17 protein-coding genes and 1 pseudogene are annotated in these 20,663 nt (G+C 60.7%); 4 read left to right on the top strand and 14 right to left on the bottom strand.

Translation table 11 applies throughout. From position 1 onward, the window contains the following. Positions 1-3: 3 nt before the first annotated feature. The 11 genes from OF122_RS17370 to OF122_RS17320 all read right to left on the bottom strand — a co-directional run bounded on the left by OF122_RS17370 (position 4) and on the right by OF122_RS17320 (position 12,814). On the bottom strand, positions 4-798 hold the full coding sequence (locus OF122_RS17370) for an HpcH/HpaI aldolase/citrate lyase family protein (RefSeq protein WP_264225438.1): 795 nt from the start codon (positions 796-798) through the stop codon (positions 4-6). Next, positions 795-1,997 (bottom strand): CaiB/BaiF CoA transferase family protein, encoded by a 1,203-nt coding sequence (locus OF122_RS17365; protein WP_264225437.1) that lies wholly within the window; start codon positions 1,995-1,997, stop codon positions 795-797. Before OF122_RS17365 ends, OF122_RS17370 begins: the two co-directional genes overlap by 4 nt. After that, a complete protein-coding gene (locus OF122_RS17360; protein WP_264225436.1) occupies positions 1,997-3,061 on the bottom strand; it encodes an ABC transporter ATP-binding protein in 1,065 nt (354 codons plus the stop codon). Before OF122_RS17360 ends, OF122_RS17365 begins: the two co-directional genes overlap by 1 nt. A gap of 21 nt (positions 3,062-3,082) precedes the next feature. Continuing rightward, complete coding sequence (locus OF122_RS17355) at positions 3,083-5,179, bottom strand: ADP-ribosylglycohydrolase family protein (RefSeq protein WP_264225435.1); 2,097 nt, start codon at positions 5,177-5,179, stop codon at positions 3,083-3,085. A gap of 23 nt (positions 5,180-5,202) precedes the next feature. Further along, positions 5,203-6,411: an ADP-ribosylglycohydrolase family protein gene (locus OF122_RS17350; RefSeq protein ID WP_264225434.1), complete on the bottom strand. Its 1,209-nt coding sequence runs from the start codon at positions 6,409-6,411 to the stop codon at positions 5,203-5,205. Next, positions 6,408-7,805 carry an extracellular solute-binding protein gene (locus tag OF122_RS17345; RefSeq protein WP_264225433.1) on the bottom strand — a complete coding sequence of 466 codons (1,398 nt, stop codon included), beginning with the start codon at positions 7,803-7,805 and terminating at the stop codon, positions 6,408-6,410. The genes OF122_RS17350 and OF122_RS17345 overlap by 4 nt, the downstream gene beginning before the upstream one ends. A gap of 33 nt (positions 7,806-7,838) precedes the next feature. Next, positions 7,839-8,735 carry a carbohydrate ABC transporter permease gene (locus OF122_RS17340; RefSeq protein WP_264225432.1) on the bottom strand — a complete coding sequence of 299 codons (897 nt, stop codon included), beginning with the start codon at positions 8,733-8,735 and terminating at the stop codon, positions 7,839-7,841. Next, positions 8,735-9,712: an ABC transporter permease gene (locus tag OF122_RS17335; RefSeq protein WP_264225431.1), complete on the bottom strand. Its 978-nt coding sequence runs from the start codon at positions 9,710-9,712 to the stop codon at positions 8,735-8,737. Before OF122_RS17335 ends, OF122_RS17340 begins: the two co-directional genes overlap by 1 nt. A 2-nt stretch (positions 9,713-9,714) precedes the next feature. Further along, the gene (locus tag OF122_RS17330; RefSeq protein WP_264225430.1) at positions 9,715-10,770 is read right to left on the bottom strand and encodes a LacI family DNA-binding transcriptional regulator; all 1,056 of its coding nucleotides are present in this window, start codon (positions 10,768-10,770) and stop codon (positions 9,715-9,717) included. 221 nt (positions 10,771-10,991) lie between these two features. Beyond that, the gene (locus tag OF122_RS17325; RefSeq protein ID WP_264225429.1) at positions 10,992-11,954 is read right to left on the bottom strand and encodes a dihydrodipicolinate synthase family protein; all 963 of its coding nucleotides are present in this window, start codon (positions 11,952-11,954) and stop codon (positions 10,992-10,994) included. A 137-nt stretch (positions 11,955-12,091) separates the two neighbouring features. Then, complete coding sequence (locus OF122_RS17320) at positions 12,092-12,814, bottom strand: GntR family transcriptional regulator (RefSeq protein WP_264225428.1); 723 nt, start codon at positions 12,812-12,814, stop codon at positions 12,092-12,094. Between the two features lie 129 nt (positions 12,815-12,943). Here OF122_RS17320 and OF122_RS17315 point away from each other — a divergent pair, with 129 nt between their 5' ends. The 4 genes and pseudogenes from OF122_RS17315 to OF122_RS17300 all read left to right on the top strand — a co-directional run bounded on the left by OF122_RS17315 (position 12,944) and on the right by OF122_RS17300 (position 17,170). Beyond that, a complete protein-coding gene (locus tag OF122_RS17315) occupies positions 12,944-14,176 on the top strand; it encodes an NAD(P)/FAD-dependent oxidoreductase (RefSeq protein WP_264225427.1) in 1,233 nt (410 codons plus the stop codon). A 10-nt stretch (positions 14,177-14,186) separates the two neighbouring features. After that, on the top strand, positions 14,187-15,188 hold the full coding sequence (locus OF122_RS17310) for a 4-hydroxyproline epimerase (protein ID WP_264225426.1): 1,002 nt from the start codon (positions 14,187-14,189) through the stop codon (positions 15,186-15,188). Between the two features lie 91 nt (positions 15,189-15,279). Continuing rightward, positions 15,280-16,228, top strand: a protein-coding gene (locus OF122_RS17305) for an IS630 family transposase (RefSeq protein ID WP_264224182.1) whose coding sequence is annotated in 2 segments (ribosomal slippage) — positions 15,280-15,615 and positions 15,617-16,228 — 948 coding nt in all. Because the reading frame shifts where the segments join, the coding sequence is not laid out codon by codon here. Between the two features lie 169 nt (positions 16,229-16,397). After that, positions 16,398-17,170: pseudogene (locus tag OF122_RS17300) on the top strand (IS5 family transposase). A gap of 19 nt (positions 17,171-17,189) precedes the next feature. Here OF122_RS17300 and OF122_RS17295 read toward each other — a convergent pair. The 3 genes from OF122_RS17295 to argH are packed head-to-tail and all read right to left on the bottom strand — an operon-like array spanning position 17,190 to position 20,661. Further along, positions 17,190-18,092, bottom strand: a complete 903-nt coding sequence (locus tag OF122_RS17295) for a carbohydrate kinase family protein (RefSeq protein WP_264225425.1) — start codon at positions 18,090-18,092, stop codon at positions 17,190-17,192. Next, the gene (locus OF122_RS17290; protein ID WP_264225424.1) at positions 18,089-19,159 is read right to left on the bottom strand and encodes an ABC transporter ATP-binding protein; all 1,071 of its coding nucleotides are present in this window, start codon (positions 19,157-19,159) and stop codon (positions 18,089-18,091) included. Before OF122_RS17290 ends, OF122_RS17295 begins: the two co-directional genes overlap by 4 nt. After that, on the bottom strand, positions 19,159-20,661 hold the full coding sequence (argH, locus tag OF122_RS17285) for an argininosuccinate lyase (protein WP_264225423.1): 1,503 nt from the start codon (positions 20,659-20,661) through the stop codon (positions 19,159-19,161). The genes OF122_RS17290 and argH overlap by 1 nt, the downstream gene beginning before the upstream one ends. Positions 20,662-20,663 lie beyond the last annotated feature (2 nt).

The following is a 20,663-nucleotide window of genomic DNA, read 5'->3' as shown; positions in this document are numbered from 1 at the left end:
CAATCAGTCAGTGTGGCGCGAAAGGATCGAACGGGCACGGGCGAGAATCGGGGCATCGATCATGCGGCCGTCGATTGTGAAGGCTCCGGCCTCGGTCATCCGGGCAGCGGCAAGAACGCGGTGGGCCCAATCGATCTCGTCGGATGTCGGAGCGAAGACGGTGTTGAGAATGGGCACGGCGGAGGGATGCACGCAGCTTGCGCCATCGAAACCGTGACGGCGGGCCTCCTTCGCGGCATCCTCGATGGCTGCCAGGTCGGTGTAATCGGCGATCGAGCGAAATAGGCCGAGGGAGAATTTCCCGTGGGCCTTTGCCGCATAATGGATCAGGAGCTTGGGCGTCCGCAGCACATCGGGATCGGGGATGGCGCCCAGAGCGGTGGCCAGATCCTCGCCGCCGGCGGCAAGGCCGGCGACCGCGGAATGGGCGGCAATGGCGGCGACATCGAGAAGGGCCAAAGGATCTTCGATCAGGGCAAAGAGCGGAAGGTTTGGAAATTCGGTCGCCAGTGCGCCGATCCGGGCGAGGCTGGCCTTGGAGACATAGAGTCCATCGGCGCCCGCTGCAGCGGCGGCGTCCTGGATTGCGCTTTCCGTATTGATGCGCACGAAAACCTTTGCGCCATTTCGCCGGGTCGATTGGATGGAGGCACCAAGAACGTTCCTGGCCGCGTCGCGATATTGGGGGCGCACGGAATCTTCGAGGTCGAGGATGATCGCATCGGCGCCGCGCTCATGGGCCCTGGCGATGAAGCGCTCATTGTCGGCGGGAACGTAAAGCAGCGAGCGTAATCTCATTGCGAAATGTCCAGTGCGGCGGCGATGCTGGCCGGATCGAGACCGATTTCGCTCAGGATTGCCTCACCATCGGCGCCGAGTTCGGGCGCCGCGCGATAGAATCCGCCGGGCGTCGCCGAAAGACGCGGCAGGACGTTGTGCATGGGCAAGGACCCAAATTCGGCGTCCTCGAGATCGACAAACACTTCGCGCTCACGGAAATGCGTGTCCTCGTAGGCATCGGCGATGGAATAGATCGGGCCGACGGTTGCTCCGGCGTCACGCATGATCTCCAGGGCGTCGTCGCTGGTGCGGGCCGAGAACCAGCCCCCAATTGCCGCATCGACGAGATCGCGGTGCTTTATGCGGTCTGCGTTCGTTGCAAACCTCGGGTCATCGATCATGTCAGCCCGCCCGATGATCCTGAAAATCCGTTCAGCGACCGCCTGTGTCGAACCCGAGAGGGCGAGATATTTGCCGTCAGAGCAGATATAGACGTTGCGCGGGCAAGATGTGTTCGATGCCGACCCCACACGCTCCTTGACGATCCCGGTTTTGGCAAAGATCGCTGCTTCGGGACCGAGAACCGAAAAGATCGGCTCGAGCAGAGAGAGGTCGATGACTTGTCCTTCAGCGTGTCCTTTTTCCCGAGCCAATAAAGCGGTGGTGACCGCGGACGCGCCATAGATGCCAGCAATCATGTCGGCCAGCGCCAGCGGCGGGAGAACGGGCTCACGGTCGGCAAAGCCCGCGCGATAGGCATACCCGCTCATCGCTTCAACGATCGTGCCAAAGCCGGGCAGGCGAGCATAGGGGCCCGTCTGACCATAACCCGACACACGCAATACAATCAGGCCGCGATTGCGCGCATGCAGCGCTTGGGGACCAAGCCCCATCTTTTCAAGCGTACCGGGGCGATAATTCTCGATCAGCACATCTGCGCCATCGATCAGCCACCAGAGGGCTTCCATGGCTGCCGGGCGGCGCAGATCAAGCACGATTGAGCGCTTGTTGCGCCCATAGACCTTCCAGAAAAACGATGAACCGCCATCCTTCCAGGCGCGCAACGGATCACCGGCGGGAGGCTCGACCTTGATCACCTCTGCACCGAAATCACCCAGTTGCAGCGACGTCATGTTCCCCGCGACGAGGCGCGAGAGATCGATGACCTTCATGCCCTTGAGCGGGCCATCGGCGTCAGGGGCAAACCTTCGCACCATCAGCGCAGCCTCGCGCCGGTCCTGGTGTCGAACAGAAGGGCCTTTTCGGCGTCGGGCGCGATCGCGATCATGTCCCCGGCCGAATAAATCGCGCGATTGTGCAACACCACCGACAGTTCGGTCTGCCCGGTTCGCACCACGAGCTCCTGGCTGTCCCCGGTGGGTTCGACGAGAACGATTTCCGCTTTGGCGCCGGTATCGGATATAGTGAAATGCTGTGGGCGAATGCCGTAGGTGACCGGCGTGCCTTTTTCGAGCGCCACCGGACCGGCGAGCGGCATGCGCGTGCCATCCGTCAACTCGACTTCGGCGGCCTCGGGGCCAAGCGTTCTGGCAGCCAGCAGATTGATTTCGGGCGACCCGATAAAACCGGCAACGAACGCATTGGCCGGATCCTGATAGACCTCGAGCGGCGTGCCCAGCTGGGCGATGTCACCATCGTGGAGAACCACGATGCGGTCGGCCAGTGTCATGGCCTCGGTCTGGTCATGGGTGACATAGATCATCGTCTTGCCCAGCCGCTGATGCAGCTTCTTGATTTCCGAGCGCATCTTGACACGCAGCTTGGCGTCGAGATTGGAAAGCGGCTCGTCGAACAAAAAGGCGGTGGGATTGCGCACGATGGCGCGGCCCATCGCGACGCGCTGGCGCTGTCCGCCCGAGAGTTCGCGGGGCAGGCGGTCAAGAAGATTTTCGAGGCCGAGAATGTCGGCGGCAATCTTCACCCGTTCGTCGATCTCGGCCTTAGGCTGACCAGCCAGCTTGAGCGCGAAACTCATATTGTCGGCGACCTTCATGTGCGGATAGAGCGCATAGGACTGGAACACCATGGCAAGGTCGCGCTGCTTGGCAGGCATGGTGTTGACCACCTTGCCGCCGATTTCGACATCGCCGCCCGTTATGTCTTCGAGCCCGGCGATCATGCGCAGCAACGTCGATTTTCCGCAGCCCGAGGGGCCGACCAGAACGACAAATTCACCTTGTGCGATATCGATGGAAATGTCGTTGAGCACGGGCACCTGACCGTAGCGCTTGTGGACATTCCTGAGCGTGATCTGGGACATCGAAATCCTTCCTGTCGGCCTCTATTGCTCGACGATTTCAAACTTGGACACCGCAAAGCGCCCGGGGCCGCCCAGCCGGACGCCGGCCTGCCCGTAGGCGAAACGATCGTCGCTTGCACCAAGAAGCCTTTCGCCATCGACGCTGACGGCAATGGAGGTGCCTTTGACGTCGACTGAGAGATGATAGGAGCGGCCAAATTCGGCAGCGAAATCGGTCTCGGCCAGAACGCTCTTGCCGAAGTCCTCGCGGATGATCCGGAGCTTGCCGTCCTCAAACCCGGCGGCGTAGAAACGCGACGTGCCCTGGGCCCGAAAACTCACAAGATGGGAGGCGCCCGACTGTGGGGTGATCTCGGCGCTGACAACAGCGTCACGCGTATAAAGGTGACCCGTCCAAAGATCGGCATCGGTATCGGTGAGACCGGTGATCGTCGCGCCGTCCTTTTTCCAATAGCCCCTGTTCCAGGTGAACCGGGTGATCGCCTCCCATTCCTCGACCTCTTTTGCCGGATCGATGCGGGTCGTGCCTTTGCCCGTGACGCGGAAATTGGCGAGGTGGAGCTTGCCCAGAAATTTGAGCCGACCGAAATATTCGATGTCGATACCGATTTCGTCGATGGCTTCGCCATCCGCATCGGGGACGGTGAATTCGACATGCGTCCATGATCCCGCAGCCGGCTGCTGGTAAGCCCCGGTTTCGATGATTGTCTTGCTCATCGTGGCACGGACATAGGGCGCGATGCGCAAATGGCCGTCGCCTTCCCAGGGCTCCATGAAGATATCGAACGATACGGTCTGCCCGCTGGCGACCAGCGGCGAGAACATGGGCCGGTAGCGCTCGTCATCGAAATCGGCGCGCCGGTAGAAGGGCTTCCAGAACACCTTGCCCGACTGGCCGCGTTCGAAACGGTCGACGAGGATTTCCAGGGCGCCAACTCCTGCGCCATTGTCCTTGTCGGTCCAGTTGAGTTCGAGCTGGTTGGTGCCCGACGTTTTGAACCCGTGCGTGGAGCCGGGCAGTGAAAAGTCGAAATGGATGCCGCGGTCTTCCATCGCTTCTATCCAGCCTTCGGGCACATCCCTGCCGCCCAGTTGCAGGGCCAGCGTCGCCAGTTCGCGGGCGAAAGTGGGAATATCGACGATATTGAGCGCGCCGGTGACGCCCGAGGTCACGACCATGTCGTTGATGGGTTTGCGGTATTTGTCCCAGCTCGGCTGGATACCCTGGAAGGTGCCGATGATGGCCCCGGCATTGCCGGCATTGCAGTCGGTGTCCCAGCCGCACATCGTGGCGATCTCGACGGTGCGGCAGAGCTCGCCCTTGCCGTAGATCATGGCGAGCGCCAGAACTCCGGCATTGGGAATGATGTGGCAGACGCCGGGATACCGGTCATAGCCCCAATCGCGGGTCAAAAGATCTCGGCAGGCGCGCCAGTCGTCGGGATCCTTTTTGTGCTGGCCGAGAACGGCGTTGACCACGGCGGCGTATTTTGAGTCCGAAGGGATGACCGAAAGGCCGATCTCAAACAATTCGTCGACCGATTTGGCCGTGAACGCTGCAGCGATCATCGCGGCACAAAAACGGGCGCCGTGGAGTCCTTCCCCATCATGGGCGACCGAGGCGGCGCTGGCCGACATCTCGGCGGCGCGTTCAGGGTTCCCCGCGTTCACCCAGCCCCAGCTGTCGATGAAAATCTGGCCGCCGATCTGTTCGGCAATCGCCGCGCCGTTCTGGGCAATCGAACCCGATTGCGGTGCTTCGATGCCGGCGCGCAGATTGAGATAGGCGGTGTGTTCGGTCGAACGGCCATAGCCGCCCCACCAGTACATGCCGTGGCCCTCGGCGGCATAATTGAGCCATGTCTTTGCGACCTCTTGCGGGGTGGGCACAAGCTGGTAATCGCGCATGGCGCGGATGAAATAGACCGGACCGTTGGTATCGTCATCTGCCGCAAATGTTTTGAAGTCGCGCAGATAGCCGGTGATCTCGCCATAGGTGTCGCGGATGCGCTCATAGCTCCAGATGGTCGGCTCGACCGGCGCCCCGAGGCGCACGCCGATGGCCTTGCCCAGAAAGCCCGAATAGATGCGGTGGACGAGATCGGAGGAGGAAAGCATTAAAGGTCCTGTTGAAAAGAGTATCAGTTCTGCGCCGCGACAGCAGGCGTCTCGAAAATGGCTGCGCGCTGGGCGGCGAGCGTTTCCAGACGCGTCTGGTCGGCGCTCATTATGGCGCTGCATGTCGCAGCGAAACGCGAGGCTTCGCCTGCGAGGTCCAGCCGGTTGATCGCATCGATCTGTTGGGCTTCCGCAGGATCGATCACGGCCTCTCCGTGCATCGCGCCAAGGATCGCGCCGGCCATCACCCCGATGGAATCGGTATCGCGGCCGGAATTGACGCCGTCTTCGACGGCCCGGCGGAAATCGCCATTCGCCACGAGCGCAAACCCGAGGGCCAGTGGCAGCTCTTCGATCGAATGGAATCGGGAAGGCTGATAGTTGGGGGTCGGCCGCCCGGCCTTTGCGGCTGTGTGGTCCAGATCGTCCCCGAGCGGCGAAAAAGGCAGGATGGCCTCATGGAACGCCCGCACGACCTCTCCACAATCGGCACCGGTGGCACGCAAATCTTTGGCAATCTCGGCGATTGCGCCGATGGCGGCACGGGTGCCGTCCTTGGCGCGGTCATAGGCGGCATCGACCACGGCATCGATACTTGTACCAGGAACGAAGGCAGCAGCGACGGCGGCGGCCAAAACGCCGGCAGCTTCCAGCCCATAGCTCTGCTGGTGACCCGAGGCGAAAGCGATGGCCTCGTCATAGGCGGCGCGCGGATCACAGGCGTTCACGACGCCGATCGGCGCGATATACATTGCCGCGCCGCAATTGACCATGTTGCCGATCCCACCCTGGCGCGGATCGCAGCCTGAGAGCTGATGGCGTTGGAAAATCCATTTCTCGGGATAGAAAAGGCGCTCGAGCAGCGGACATTCGCGCTGGAGCTCGGGGACATAGCGTTTGACCCATGCGATCTGGCGTACCATCCCGTCGGCCATGTCCCAGGCGTCGATGTGACGGCCGGTTTCATTATAGACGGCCATGAGCGAGAGGGTCATGAGCGTATCGTCGGTGACGATGCCGTTGCCACGCACGCGCCCATTGCCCGCAGCCGGGTCACGACTGGTGCGGTGCCATTGATTGTCCAGAGAATTGACCCGCCCATACATGGACTGGATTTCCGCCGGAGTGAGCTTTTCGACGGGCGCCCCGATGGCGTCGCCGAATGCGACGCCATGGAGCAGTCCGCGAACCCGGCTTTTGAAGGCCGGGCCCGTGTTCTGCAGTGTGGTCATGGAAGAACGGTCCTTGCGTGATCGGTCATCGCCTGGCCCCCGGCGGCGTACCATCCGTCGACATACTGGTCCCACTGGTCCATCGACCATTCACCAGAAACGAAGCGGAACACCGAGGTGCGATAATATTGTTCGGCCGCATCGACGCTCGGTGCGAGGTCCGCGGGCCAGACAAAGGCGTTGTCGGCGACAAAATATTCGGCGCCTTGCTCAAGCGAACCCTGAGCCACGTCCGACAGCAACGGGACGGGCGGCGTCCAATAGTCAGGGTTTGCCGTCCAGAAGCGCGGATACCAGCCGCCCATGGCCGGCAGCACTTCGAATGTATCGCCGTTGCGGGTGTAATGCTCACCCTCGACACCCATGCGGTCGATGAACTGGCCTTCGGGGCTGGCGAGGAAATCGAGAACCGCGAAAGCGGCTTCCTTGTTCTCGCTCATGGCGTGGATGGCGTAACCGCGGTCTTCCTTGGCCACGTTGACCGCTTCAAGACCATCGGGGGGATCGAGCAGAGCAAGATCGGCGCCGGGATTGGCCTCGGCCATCTTGGTCCTGTAGATCTCGACCACCGGACCGGCGGTGCCCATGATGACGGCAACACGGCCCGAATAGAACTTGTCTTCCTTCACTTCCCAGTTGGAGGTGACATATTCGGGATCGAGAATGCCTTCGGCATAGAGCATCTGGTAGTAGGCCAGCTTGTCACGCTCGGCGTCCGAGACGCGTGAATGGATCCATTCCCCGTTTCCGTCTTCAAGCCAGGTCGACGATACGCCGAAGGACTGGTTGAAGATGGCGTCGAGCTCGGCCGTATTGTCCGGCGCCAGAATGCCGTACGTGTCCATCTGACCGTTGCCGTCAAAATCGGACTGCGACATCTCGGTGAGGAACGCCGTCCATTCATCGAGATTGGTCGGTGCCTCGAGCCCGCTCTGTTCGAGCCAGTCCGAGCGCATCACCGGCGATTTGGTGCGCGCCGGGAAGATGTAGAGAAGATAAGGATAGTTCTCCATGCGGGCTTCGTTGTGGGGCCACATTGCATCCTTGATGTAGCTCGATTGCTCGATCCAGGGACGTAGATCTTCCAGTATGCCCTGATTGGCAAATTCGGCATCTGCCCCCTGGAAATAGATGATGTCGGGGATTTCGCCCGACAGAAGGCGCAGGCTGAGCGCGTCGGCGTAGCCCGAGCTTGGCAGACCGACCAGTTCGATATTGACCGGCGTTCCAGCCTCGGCCATGCCCGCCTCGATCCGCTCGAAAAGCTCGGCATCGCCAGGGTTTTCGTGCGCAATGATCGTTACGGTCGGGGTGTCCTGCGCGAGAACGCCGCCTCCCAAACTCAGCGTGGCCGCCACGGCAGCGACCGTGGTCATAAGGTGTCTTGCAAGCATCTGGTCCTCCTCCTTGTTGGAATTTTGCTTGTGTTATCCCTTCAGGGCACCGCTCATGGTGCCCTTCGTGAAGAATTTCAGGATCAGCGGATAGACCGCCAGAATGGGCAGGATGGTCAGCATGATCATGCCGGCATTGAGCGCCCGCGTGCTGATTTGGGCCGCGCCCTGATAGTTCGACATCGCTGCAAGCCCCACCATTGAGGATTTGTCGCCGTCGAGAACGAACTTGCGCAGCACGACCTGCAGCGGGTGCATGCTGGAATCGTTGAGATAGATCATCGGGCGCAGGAACTCGTTCCAGTGATAGACGAGATAGAACAGCGTAATGGTGGCCAGCGCCGGCATGGTAAGAGGCAGCACCACTTTCCACAGTGTCTGGAACGCATTGGCGCCGTCGAGCTCTGCCGCCTCGAGCAACTCGCCGGGCACTTCCTCAAAGAACCGGATCAGGATGATCAGATACCAGGCGTTGACGAGCTTATAGAGAATGACCGCCCAATAGGTGTTGAGCAGGCCCAGCTCGCGCACCACGAAATAATCGGGGATCAGGCCGGGCTCGAAGACGATGGTGGCCAGAACAAAAACGAACAGGATGCGGCGCCCCGGCAGCCGCGGGCGCGACAGTGCCCATGCCATCAGCGCGGTGAAGGTCACGTTGAGGATCGTGCCGGTAATCGTGATGAACAGCGAATTGAGCAGGCCGCGCTGGACCTCGGGATTGGCGATCAGAAGCGTCCAGACATCGAGCGAAAACCCCCTTGGGATCACCGCCAGACCGCTCATTCCGGGCACCTGTGCAGAATCGGAAAATGAAATGGCGAGCAGATTGAGGATCGGCTGAACCGTCACGACAACCATGAGCAAAAGGCTCGATACGATGATCGTTTGTTCGAGACGCTCGAAACGGGTGGAATTGGCGCGGGCCATTACCACACCCCCTTTCCGGTGAGGCGCTTGGAAATGGTGTGCGCGGCAACGATCAGCACCATGCCGATAACGCCCTTGAACAGACCCGCCGCTGTCGCCAGCGAGAACTGACCCGACTGCAGACCGATCCGGTAAACATAGGTGTCGATGATATCGATCTGGTCGCGGATGGCGTCGTTGGACAGGTTGAAGACCTGGTCAAAGCCCGCATTCATGAACAGGCCGACATTGAGGATGAACAGAGTTGCGATGGTCGGTGTGATGCCGGGCAGGGTGACATGGATGATCTTCTGCCAGCGATTTGCCCCGTCCATTTCCGCAGCGTCGTATAGCTGGGGATCGATGGCCATGATGGCCGCGAAATAGAGCAGCGAATCCCAGCCCGCCGTCCGCCACATTTCGGAAAACACAATGACCCAGCGAATGGAGCCGGACTCGGTCATGAAAGACCGCGGCGCAAATCCGAGCGCCTGCCCGATATCGTTGACGACACCGCTCGAGGGCGACAGGGCGGCGATGAAGATACCGGCGATCACCACCCAGGAAAGAAAGTGCGGCAGGTAGATCGCCGATTGAATGAAGCGGCGCAGATTGGTACTGCGCACTTCGTTGATGAACAGCGCGATGAAGATGGGCACCGGGAAGACGAAAACCATCTTCATGGCGGAGATGATCAGCGTATTGGCCAGGACCTGGAAAAAGGCCGGGGAGTCAAACAGTGTGTCGAAATGCTTGAAACCCACAAAAAGATTGTCGCCGAAGATCCGGAAATCCTCGAAGGCGAGCTTGGCCTGATAGATGGGGAAATAGTGAAACACCAGAAAATAGACGAGGCCAGGAGCCATCATCGCGTAGTACGGCCACCAGGCCCTAAGCTTGAGGCCGAAAGCCACACGCCGTGGAATAGATTTGGATCTTTTGGGAACGTTCCCAAAATTGGATATGGTTGAAGCCAGTTCTTTTTCGTCAAGGCTCATGGCTAGTTGCTCCCCACGGCCATCAGGCGGGCCGGTCCATTCTCGCTGCTGCGGGCCAGCGACCCGCGCGAGGTGAGCGCGCAATCGAGCAGGACGCGCCGATGCTCGAGCTTGCCCTCGATCGTCTCGGCCAGCAAGCGCATGCCCTCCACGCCAATGGTACGGGCAGGTTTTTCGATCGTGGTCAGGCCCGGGTCTGAAAAGGCCGCCGCCGGAATGCCGTCAAAGCCCAGAATCGATATGTCGTCTGGACAGCGCAGCCCGACTTCACGCACAGCGAGTAACGCGCCAAGCGCCATCAGATCGTTCGCGGCAAAGACGCATCGCGCCGCCTTGGGGTCGCGTTCGAGAAGGCGCAGCATCGCCGCGCGTCCCGATTCGACAGTGTAACTGCCTTCTTCGACCACCAGCGTTGCCGGGTCGATATCGTGGCCAATGCAATAGTCATGGACAACACGCATGAAGCGTACCCGGGCCAAGCGGTTTGCCGAGCCGACGAGCAGCGCCGGGCGATGGTGGCCAAGGCTGGCGAGGTGATCGAGGCCCAGTGCAACGCCTTGTGCAATATCGCTGCCCACGCTGGAAAGTTCGGGAAACCGCTCGGCGCTCGAACCGATCAGCACCACGGGAAGGCCGAACCGGCCCAGCCCGTCCACGTTGTCTGCCACCGGATTGACGATGGCGCCATCGACTCTCGCCTGGCGCAGGGCGCGCAGATGGTGCGCTTCGCGCTCGGGATCCCAGTCGGAGCTGAAAATCAGAAGTGAAGCGCCGCTGGCTGCTGCAGCATCCTGAGCGCCGCGCGCCACTTCGGCCCAGAACGGATTGGCAATATCGGGAATGACCAGGCCGATCAGTCCTGTCTTTCCCGAGCGCAACGAATGGGCAAGATGGTTGCGCTCATATCCCAGCGCACGCACCGCATTGAGCACCCGCTCCCGCGTCTTGTCCCCGATATGGGGCGATCCGGACAATGCGCGCGCTACGGTGCTTTTGGAAACACCGGCCACTTCCGCAATATCGATGATCGTCGGTTGCTTGTTTCGGGGCGTGGGCATGCCGTTATGCGGATAAACCGCTTCCTCCCATTTTTGGGAACGTTACCAAACGGGTCTCAAGCTGTAAAGTGCGGTCGAAAAGTTTCCTCGGCACGGGATCGGGCAGGCACTGAGGCAGGGCGCCAGGGCCAGGTGTCGCAACAAAATATATGGGCCGGCGCTTCCCGCGCCGGCCCATGGCAGTATCCCATTAGAGGAGCTTTTGGCTCCGCTCCGCTGTACTAGGAGCTATATGTCTGGACGGCGCCCGGCAGCTTGCTCCACTGCGCGTACCATGTGTCGAACAGCTGCAACTGGCTTTCGGCGAAACCACGCTGGCTCTCGGTCAGAGCGTCGGTTTCATTGAAGTTGAGCGCGTATTCGCTGTCGCCCTTGACCGTCATCAAATGCTTGTAGAACAGCACGAGGTCAGGGCCCTCATCGAACGAGGAGAGAACGCCAAGCGCGTTTTCGAGTTCAAGGGCACGCTGGCGGGCCTCGACGTCGCCACGCGCCGCGGCGCGCGACAGGGCGCAAAGATGAAGCACTTCACGAGGCAGAACGTTGCCGATGCCGGTTATGGCCCCCGTCGCGCCGCAATTGACAAAGCCGTGGAAGACGTTGGTATCAACCCCGATCATCAGGGACACCTCATCATCCTGGCTGGTGATATTTTGCGCGGCATAGGTCATGGAATCGGTGCCACCGAATTCCTTGAACCCGACGAGATTCTTGTGCTCCTCACGCAGCGCAAAGAACAGATCGGCGCGGGTTGCGAACCCGTAATAGGGGCTGTTGTAGATCACTGCGGGAAGGTCGGGCGCCGCTGAAAGTATCGCCTTGAAGTGATGGCGCTGCGCCGTGGCCGAGGGGCCGCGCGAGAGAACGCGCGGTATGACCATCAGTCCCTGGGCGCCCACCTTCTGGGCGTGCGCGGAAAGGGCAACCGCCGAGGCGGTATTGATGGCACCGGTTCCAACAATCACCGGGATGCCCGCGCCCACGAGCCGTTCGACCCCTTCCATGCGCTGGCCGTCGGTCAGCAGCGGCCAGTCACCCATTGATCCGCAATAGACAACCGCGCTCATCCCCGCCGCGATCAGATCCTGGCCCTTGCGCACAAGCGCGTCGAAATCGGGAGTCCGATCCGCTTTGCAGGGGGTCATCAGGGCAGGAATGCATCCTGAAAAAATGCTGGCAGCCATATCGGCTTCTCCTCGAACTTGGTCAAAATCGGCCATCAGCCGAACCGGAATGGCCGCATAATACCCGTTGTATTTTATTTGTCGACAGAAATTTCGGACGGAGAGCTTTAGGCGCCGTGCGGCTTTCCGGGCCGCCGTTATAAGGACAGGTTGGCGTTTATGCGCTTGTCGGCGGTGATGTAGGATTGGATCTGGCTAACGATCTGTGCCGCATGGGCGCTGGCCAGCCGGTCAGCTTCCTCTATATCGCGCGCCGCGATCGCGGCGATCATCTGGTCGTGCTCTATGGCGTATGCGCGCGGCAACTCGTCGTTGAACGAGGAATAATAGAGCCGAAGGATTCGCCGGTTTTCATCGAGCAGTCGCGTGAAAAGTTCGGTGTAATAGTTGTTGCCGCCAGCCCGTGCGATTTCCAGATGAAAATCCTGGTTGGTCGCGATCAACGCAAGCGCATCACGGGCCTCTACGGCGCGGGTGAATTCCTGTTGCCTGGCCCGCATGCGCGCGACATCGCCTGGACGGTGATGACCGGCCGCCAGCCGGGTCGTGACCCGATACATCAGCGTAAGAGCATCGAAAAACTGGGGCAGGTTCAAAAAGTCTATGTTGGAAACGATCGTTGCCCGGTTGGGCAGCGTCGTAATCAGTCCCTCGACCGAGAGCCTGACCAGTGCCTCGCGGATCGGCGTTCGTGACAGAGAAAACCGCTCGGCCAGTTGCAGTTCATCCATGGGACTGCCGGGAGCCAGGGCAAGATCAATGATTTCGTTGCGCAGCACTTTATAAACATGCGCCGAGCCTGAACCGCGCTTGGGTGTGTCAACCCCTTCGGGTTTTGTCAGCGCTGCGTCTCTGGCCATGCCGCCACCTCCGGAATTCATGCCCATTCATCAATCAGGATTGTTGTCGATAATCAATATTTTCTTTGTCGACAGAGAAGATGCCGGCGCCTATAGAGGGTACAGCTCTCAAATAAGGGATGGAAGTACATGCGTGTCGCGGTGATCGGAGCGGGGGTCATAGGCGTGTCCGCAGCACTTGCCCTGACCGGGCGCGGGCACACCGTCACCGTGTTCGACCGCGAAGGTGTAGCCGCCGGCGCGTCAGGTGGCAATGCCGGAGCGTTTGCCTTTTCCGACGTCATCCCGCTGGCAACGCCGGGTATCATGAAAAAGGCGCCCGCCTGGCTGCTCGATCCCGACGGGCCCTTGTCCATTCCGCCCGCCTACGCTCTCAAGATTACCCCTTGGCTGCTGGCCTTTTTCAAGGCGAGCTTGCCGGCCCGCTATCGAGCGGCAGTAGAAGCACAGGGCGCCCTCATGGGCCATTCCGCAGCCGCTCTCGAGAGGCTTGTGGCAACCTATGACCTCGAGCGATTGCTGCGCCGCGAAGGGCAGCTGCAGCTCTATGAGGGAGAGCGCAAATTTAAGGCCAGCCTGCCAGGCTGGGAGGAACGCCGCGCGGTCGGCGTCAAGTTCGACCTCCTGACCCGCACCGAGGAAATCGCAGAAATTCAGCCCGGCCTCGCGTCTCGCTTTACCCATGCCGGCTTTACCCCAGACTGGACAAATGTCACCGACCCGGCGGTATGGACCAGGGAGCTGGCCGAGCGGGCACAGGATCGTGGCGCCAAAATTGTTCGTAGCGAAATCGGGGAGATCCGATCCACTCAAGCCGGTGTGGAACTGGTCGGCTCCGGTCAGGACTCGTCTTTCGACAGGATCATTATCGCGGCAGGCGCCCACTCGAAAACGCTGACGCGGCAACTTGGCTTGAGTCTGCCGCTTGAAACCGAGCGCGGCTACAATGTTACCTTGCCCGAAGGTGCGCTCGATCTGCGCACGCATCTGACTTTTCCCGGCCATGGCTTTGTGGTCAGCCGTATCGGGGATGGTGTACGCGTTGGTGGCGGCGTGGAGTTGGGCGGGCTCGACCTGGCGCCGCGCATGGGCCGCGCCGATGCTCTGCTGGCCAAGGCGGCGCGGTTTCTGCCTGACCTCAACACCACCGGCGGACGCCGCTGGATGGGGTTTCGCCCCTCCATGCCCGACAGCTTGCCGGTTATCGATGTTGCACCAGGAAATTCCCGTGTCATTGTTGCGTTTGGTCATGGCCATCTGGGGCTTACCCAGTCGGCGGGAACCGCCGAGATCATTGCCGACCTCGTGGACGGTGTCGCGCCAGCCATCGATATAGCACCGTTCCGGGCAACCCGTTTTTGAGAAGAGTTTTATGAGCCAGCATACATTCCAGTGCATCGACGGACACACATGCGGCAATCCAGTGCGCCTGGTTGCCGGCGGCGCGCCCATGCTCAAGGGCGACACCATGTTGGAAAAGCGCGCGCATTTCCTGGCCGAATATGACTGGATTCGCACCGGGTTGATGTTCGAACCGCGCGGCCATGACATGATGTCAGGCTCGATTCTTTATCCGCCCACCCGCTCCGACTGCGAGGTGGCGGTGCTGTTCATCGAAACGTCCGGCTGTCTGCCGATGTGTGGGCACGGCACTATCGGCACCATCACCATGGCAATCGAGAACGGGCTGATAAATCCGCGTGAACCGGGGAAACTGTCGATCGAAACACCGGCGGGCAAGGTCGACATCACCTATCGTCAGGAGGGCCGGTTCGTCGAGGAAGTGCGGCTGACCAACGTGGCGTCGTTCCTCTACGCCGAGGGGCTGACCGCCCAAATCGAAGGGTTCGGGGAACTGGTCGTTGATGTGGCATATGGCGGCAATTTCTATGCGATCGTCGAACCGCAGAAACTGTTTCGCGACATGGCCGATTTCACTGCCGCCGAACTGATCGGGCTGTCGCCCAAACTGCGCGCCGCCCTCAACGAAAAATATGAGTTCGTCCACCCCGAGCACCCACAGATCAACGGGCTGAGCCACATTCAATGGACCGGGCAGCCGACCCAACAGGGCGCTACGGCCCGCAATGCAGTATTCTATGGCGACAAGGCGATAGATCGGTCCCCCTGCGGCACCGGCACGTCAGCGCGCATGGCGCAGCTGGCCGCGAAGGGAAGGCTCGCGGTGGGTGACGAATTCGTCCACGAAAGCATCATTGGCTCGCTGTTTTCGGGGCGGGTCGAAGCGGCGGCTCGCGTGGGCAATATCGATGCCATCATTCCTTCGATTGGAGGTTGGGCCCGCCAGACCGGATTCAACACGATCTTCATCGACGACCGCGATCCCTATGCCCATGGTTTTACGGTGATCTAGAGCGGTTCAGTCATTGATTGAATCGGTTGGGGATTCCCGAGTTCGGGATTTTGTGATTCAAGATGTCGGCTGGGAAGGAGGCCAGCATCTGATGACAGCACCTCTATCCAATGATCTTCGCGAGCGTGTCGTTGGTGCGATCGAGACCGGTGAGAGCTGCCGGTCTGTCGCGGCCCGCTTTGGTGTTGCCGTTTCCTCGGCGGTGAAGTGGCATCAGCGCTACCGGGCTACGGGCTCGGTGGAGCCCGGCAAGATGGGTGGGCACCGCAAGCGCATTCTCGACCCTCACCGATCATTCATCGTTGAGCGCATTGACCAGAGACCGCATCTGACGCTGCACGGACTGAAGGAGGAGCTGGCGGCGCGCGGGGTGAAGGTGTCGCACGATACGGTGTGGAAATTCCTGCGCCGTGAGGGGCTTCGTTTCAAAAAAAACACTGTTCGCCCTTGAGCATGCTCGTGCCGACATAGCCCGGCGGCGACGGCGCTGGCGGTCTTTTCAGGCGGATCTCGATCCCCGGCGGCTGGTGTTCATTGATGAGACATGGATCAAGACCAACATGGCGCCGCTGCGTGGCTGGGGGCAGAAGGGCAAACGCCTGCGTGGTTTTGCCCCGCATGGTCACTGGCGCACGCTCACCTTCTTGGCCGCATTGCGCTGCGACCGGCTGACGGCGCCTTGCGTGTTCGACGGGCCGATCAATGGTCAGTGCTTCCGCGCCTATGTCGAGCAGCAACTCGTGCCGGTGCTGGAACCTGGCGATATCGTCGTCATGGACAATCTCGGCAGCCACAAGGCCGCAGCCATTCGCCAAGCCATCAAGGCCGCCGGTGCCAGGCTCTGGTTCCTGCCGCCCTATTCGCCCGACCTCAACCCGATCGAGCAGGCCTTCGCCAAGATCAAGCATTGGATGCGCCAAGCCCAAATGCGCACCCTTGAGGATACATGGCGTCACGTCGGCCACCTCATCTCAAACATCAGCCAAGACGAATGCGCAAATTATCTCGAAAATGCAGGATACGCTTCTGTTAAAAACTGAAAGGCTCTAGAGCAAGTCCGGAAAAGTGGGAACCGGTTTTTCGAAAAGACTTGCGACAAAACAAACGACTAGATCGGGTCAGTGATTCAAAGAAACGCTGACCCGATCTAGGGTCCATACCCAATCAGTTTGTTGAATAGACGCTGCAAATCAGATTCTCTGGCTTTAGATGAGTTCGGAGGTATCGATGAGCAGACTATTTTGGTTGAGTGATGCAGCTTGGGCGGCCATTGAGCCACATCTCCCCAAGAACCAGCCTGGAGCACGTCGAGTGGATGACCGGCGGGTAATTTCGGGGATCGTTCATATGCTCAAGTGCGGCGGACGCTGGGCTGATTGCCCTGCCGAGTATGGCCCCTCGACAACAGTCTACAATCGCTGGAACCGCTGGAGTCGCCGCGGCGTATGGGCACGCATTCTCGCGGCTCTGACCGAACAAGGCTGGATTGCGGAAACCGCCCAGATCGACAGCAGCTATATCAAAGCCCATCGCTGTGCAGGCGGGGGAAAAGGGGGGCGCGAACCAATGCCATTGGCATCTCGCGTGGTGGCCGGACCACCAAGATCCATGCGCTCGTCGACGTTATCGGCAGACCGATCCGCCTCATCCTGACGCCCGGCAATGCCTCGGACATGAAGGGGGCCGATCTGCTCATCGCCCACACGATGGGCATGAAGAGAGTTATTGCTGACCGCGGCTATGATGCCAACCGCCTTCGTTCCACTCTGCGCAACCAGAAGACAATCCCGGTCATCCCTGGCCGCAAGAACCGGAAGCGCAAAATCAAATACGACGAGAAACGCTACAAAGACCGCTGGCGTGTCGAGGCCATGTTCTGCCGGCTCAAGGATTTCCGCCGCGTTGCCACCCGATACGACAAGCTTGCCCGAAACTATCTATCTGCCGTCATGCTCGCAGCGGCAGTCGCATACTGGCTATGAACGAGTCTCGACCCTAAGGTTACACGGCCAGCGATGTCGCAAGGCGGGGGGCGCCGCCGGTCGACTGGACCGACAATGATCCGGCAGCAACGCCGGCATCGAGACATTCGGCCAATGTGCGCCCGGCGAGATAGGCGTCGATCAGTCCGGCATTGAACGCATCGCCCGCCCCGGTCGTATCGACCAAATGAACCTTGGGAGCGCTGGCCGAGAGACGCGCCTTGCCGGAGCCAAGCAATGCGCCGCGGCCGCCGCATTTGATCGCAACGATGGGAAAATGATCGACTAGCACGTCGAGCGCCGCGTTAAGATCGGACTTGCCGGTGATTGCAACGGCTTCCTCGGCGTTGGGAAGAAATATGTCGACGCCAGCGCAGGCTTTGAGCAGCCCCGGCTTGCCAATCAGGGCTTCGTCCCAACTCGGATCGAGCGCCACACTGAGCCCGGCCGTCTTGGCGCGGGAAACAAGATCGGATTGCTCGGCTAGCGTTGCGTATTCGGCGATGTGCAAAAGGGCGGCCCGCTCCCATGCCAGCGCATTTCCAAAGCGGGCCGGCACCGCGCGCCCGGCCCGGCACGAAAGGAACGCGCGGTCTTCGGCGTCGGTCATGACGACGGTGACCTGCGGCCCGGCATCGGCCCGGCGCTCGAGAAAACGCAGATCGATACCACTTTCTTCGAGCTGCGGGGCCAGCGTTTGCGACAGCGGGTCGGTGCCGTACGAGGCAAGCAGAGCCGCCGGACGGTCCAGATGAGTCAGATGGGCCGCGGCGATGAACGCCCCGCCCCCCAGCACAGGCTGCATGGAACGCGCAAAGACCTCCCGGCCCATTTGCGGCATGCCCGAGAGGCCGGCGAAAACAAGGTCGCAATAGATGCGGCCGACGCTGATGACAGCGTCGCGCGGCGATTTGAGATTCATAGACGCCCCAAGGCTTTCTCGCTCTGCGCGTCGAAGAGATAAAGATTGCCCGGCGCGGCCCAGGCTGTAACCGTGCTGTCGACGGAGGGCAGAAGCTTGCCGGGCGCTGTCGCAATGGCTGTGGAGCCGGCAATATCGAGATGCACAAGCGTTTCCGAGCCCAGCGGCTCGACGGCGGTAACCTTGCCCTGGAAGGCCAGCGCGGCATCGGCCGGAGCTTCGCCCACCAGAAGGTCATGTGGCCTCACACCGACGAGGATCTTGCCTGATCGTGCCTGCGGCAGGGAGCCTTTGATCTTGACGCCACCGGCTGTCAGTTCCCCGTCTGCAGCACCGCCCTCTATGAGATTCATCGACGGGCTGCCGATAAATCGTGCGGTAAAGACATCGACGGGACTGTCGTAAAGCTCGGTCGGCGTGCCGACTTGCAGGATCAGCCCGTCGCGCATCACAACGATCCGGTCGGCCATTGTCATGGCTTCGATCTGGTCGTGGGTGACGTAAACAATGGTCGTTCCCAGCCGCTGGTGAAGGCGCTTGATCTCGATACGCATCTGCGAACGCAATTGCGCATCGAGGTTGGAAAGCGGTTCGTCGAACAGAAACGCAGCCGGATCACGCACCATGGCACGGCCGATGGCGACGCGCTGGCGCTGGCCGCCGGAAAGCGCAGCCGGACGGCGCTCGAGCAAATCCTCGAGCCCCAATATCTTGCCGGCTTCAGTAATGCGCTGCTGCTTTTCGGCCTTGGAAAGTTTGGAAGTGTAAAGCCCGAACCCGATATTCTGGCCCACTGTCATGTGGGGATAGATCGCGTAGTTCTGGAACACCATGGCGATGTTGCGCTGCTTGGGCTCATACTGATTGACAATCGTGTCGCCGATCTTGAGCACGCCGCCCGAGATTTCCTCGAGCCCGGCGATCATGCGCAGGGTTGTCGATTTCCCGCAGCCCGATGGTCCGACGAAGACCACGAACTCGCCGTCGGCGATTTCGAGGTCGATGCCATGAACGGCAGTCACCTTGCCATAGCGCTTAACGAGGCCTTCCAACTGGATTTCTGCCATCACGCCGCTCCTAAAAGTGCATTGAATTGAGTGTTGAGTTCGTGATGCGCATTTTTCAGGTGCTCGCCACGTCGAGCCGCCTGATCCGAGAACGCATCGAGCTTGTCGCGATAGCGCCCGAGAGAGGCCTGCAATGCAGCGGGCGCCGGACCGCCGAGCCTGTCGCGAACCGAAACGAAGTGCCGCGCCGAAACCAGTTCCGCGAACCGCTCGGACGAAAGGGTCGAAGCTCTTCCGGTTGCCGCTTCGAACGCGGAGGCAAAGGGCGCATACCCATCGTGGGTCAGTGAGCCATCCGCCGCGACCACGGCTTTTGCCACGGCCGCCGATACCTCGTGCGCCTGCCGGAACGACAGACCCTCGAGCCGGACGAGACTGTCGGCCAATTCGGTAATCGTGATGCAGGAGCGCTTGGTGTTGATCTCGACCCGCTCGGGGTTGATCGAGACCTGCGCGATCAGCGCTGTGAAAAGATCGAGCACTCGATAGGCGGCGTCAAACGCCTGATAGCCCATGGCCTGGCTTTCGCCTTCGCTGTCATTCATGTCCGTAAAGGGCGTGTTGTGCATGACATCGAGCATTGCCTTGGCGCGGCCATAGGTCTGGCTGGCCAGATGGCGCAGATGCTCGATGGGCACCGGATTGCGTTTTTGCGGCATGATCGACGAAATCTGAACCAGCGCATTGGGCACGTAGAGCTGGCCAACCTCGAAGCTCGACCAGACCTGAAAGTCCTGTATGGGCCGACCAAGATGGAGAAAGCTCAGTGCCATCGCGCCATAGATCCCTGTGATGTAGTCGACCGAGGCAATACAGCCATAGGAATTTTCCAGCGGACGGGAAAAGCCGAGCAGTTTGGCCACCCGCTCCCGGTCGATGGGGAAACCCGATGTGGTGATCGCCGCGGCGCCCATCGGCGAGAGATCGATCACCTCAAGCGCCGCTTCCACTTTTTCGATGTCGCGGATCAGCACCTCGGCCATGGCGCCGAGATAATGTCCGAAGGTGGTCGGTTGGGCCGGCTGGCCATGCGTATAGGCGACGATCAGCGTTTCGGCTTCGCGGTCCGCGGTAGCCAGCAACGCCGCAAGCAGACCCCGCATCTTTTCAAGCAGGATTTCGGTGCGCGGCTTGAGCCCGAGTTTGAACAGGGTGTGATCGATATCGTTACGCGACCGGGAAGTATGCAGCCGCCCCGCCAAATCGGGCCCCAGCCGGGCCTTGAGATGCTTTTCGATCAGGAAGAAGAAATCCTCGACCTCGCCGGTATAGACCAGGCTGTCGAGATCGATTTCGGCATCGATGGCGACAAGCGCTTTGGCGATCGAAGAGGCCTGTTCGCGTGTCAGGATGCCGGTCTCGGCCAGCATGACCAGATGCGCCCGGTCGATGGCCCTGAACCCGTCGGCATGATGGTCCTTGGCACCATCGAACAGCGGGCGGAGCACGGTTTCCTTATAGACAGGATCCGGGAAAACGCTCGTGTCTTTCATTGCACTCATCA

It is taken from the genome of Pelagibacterium flavum (assembly GCF_025854335.1).
Lineage (GTDB): Bacteria > Pseudomonadota > Alphaproteobacteria > Rhizobiales > Devosiaceae > Pelagibacterium > Pelagibacterium flavum.
Note: the sequence above shows the minus strand (reverse complement) of the source record. Positions and strands in the feature narration are given on the sequence as shown.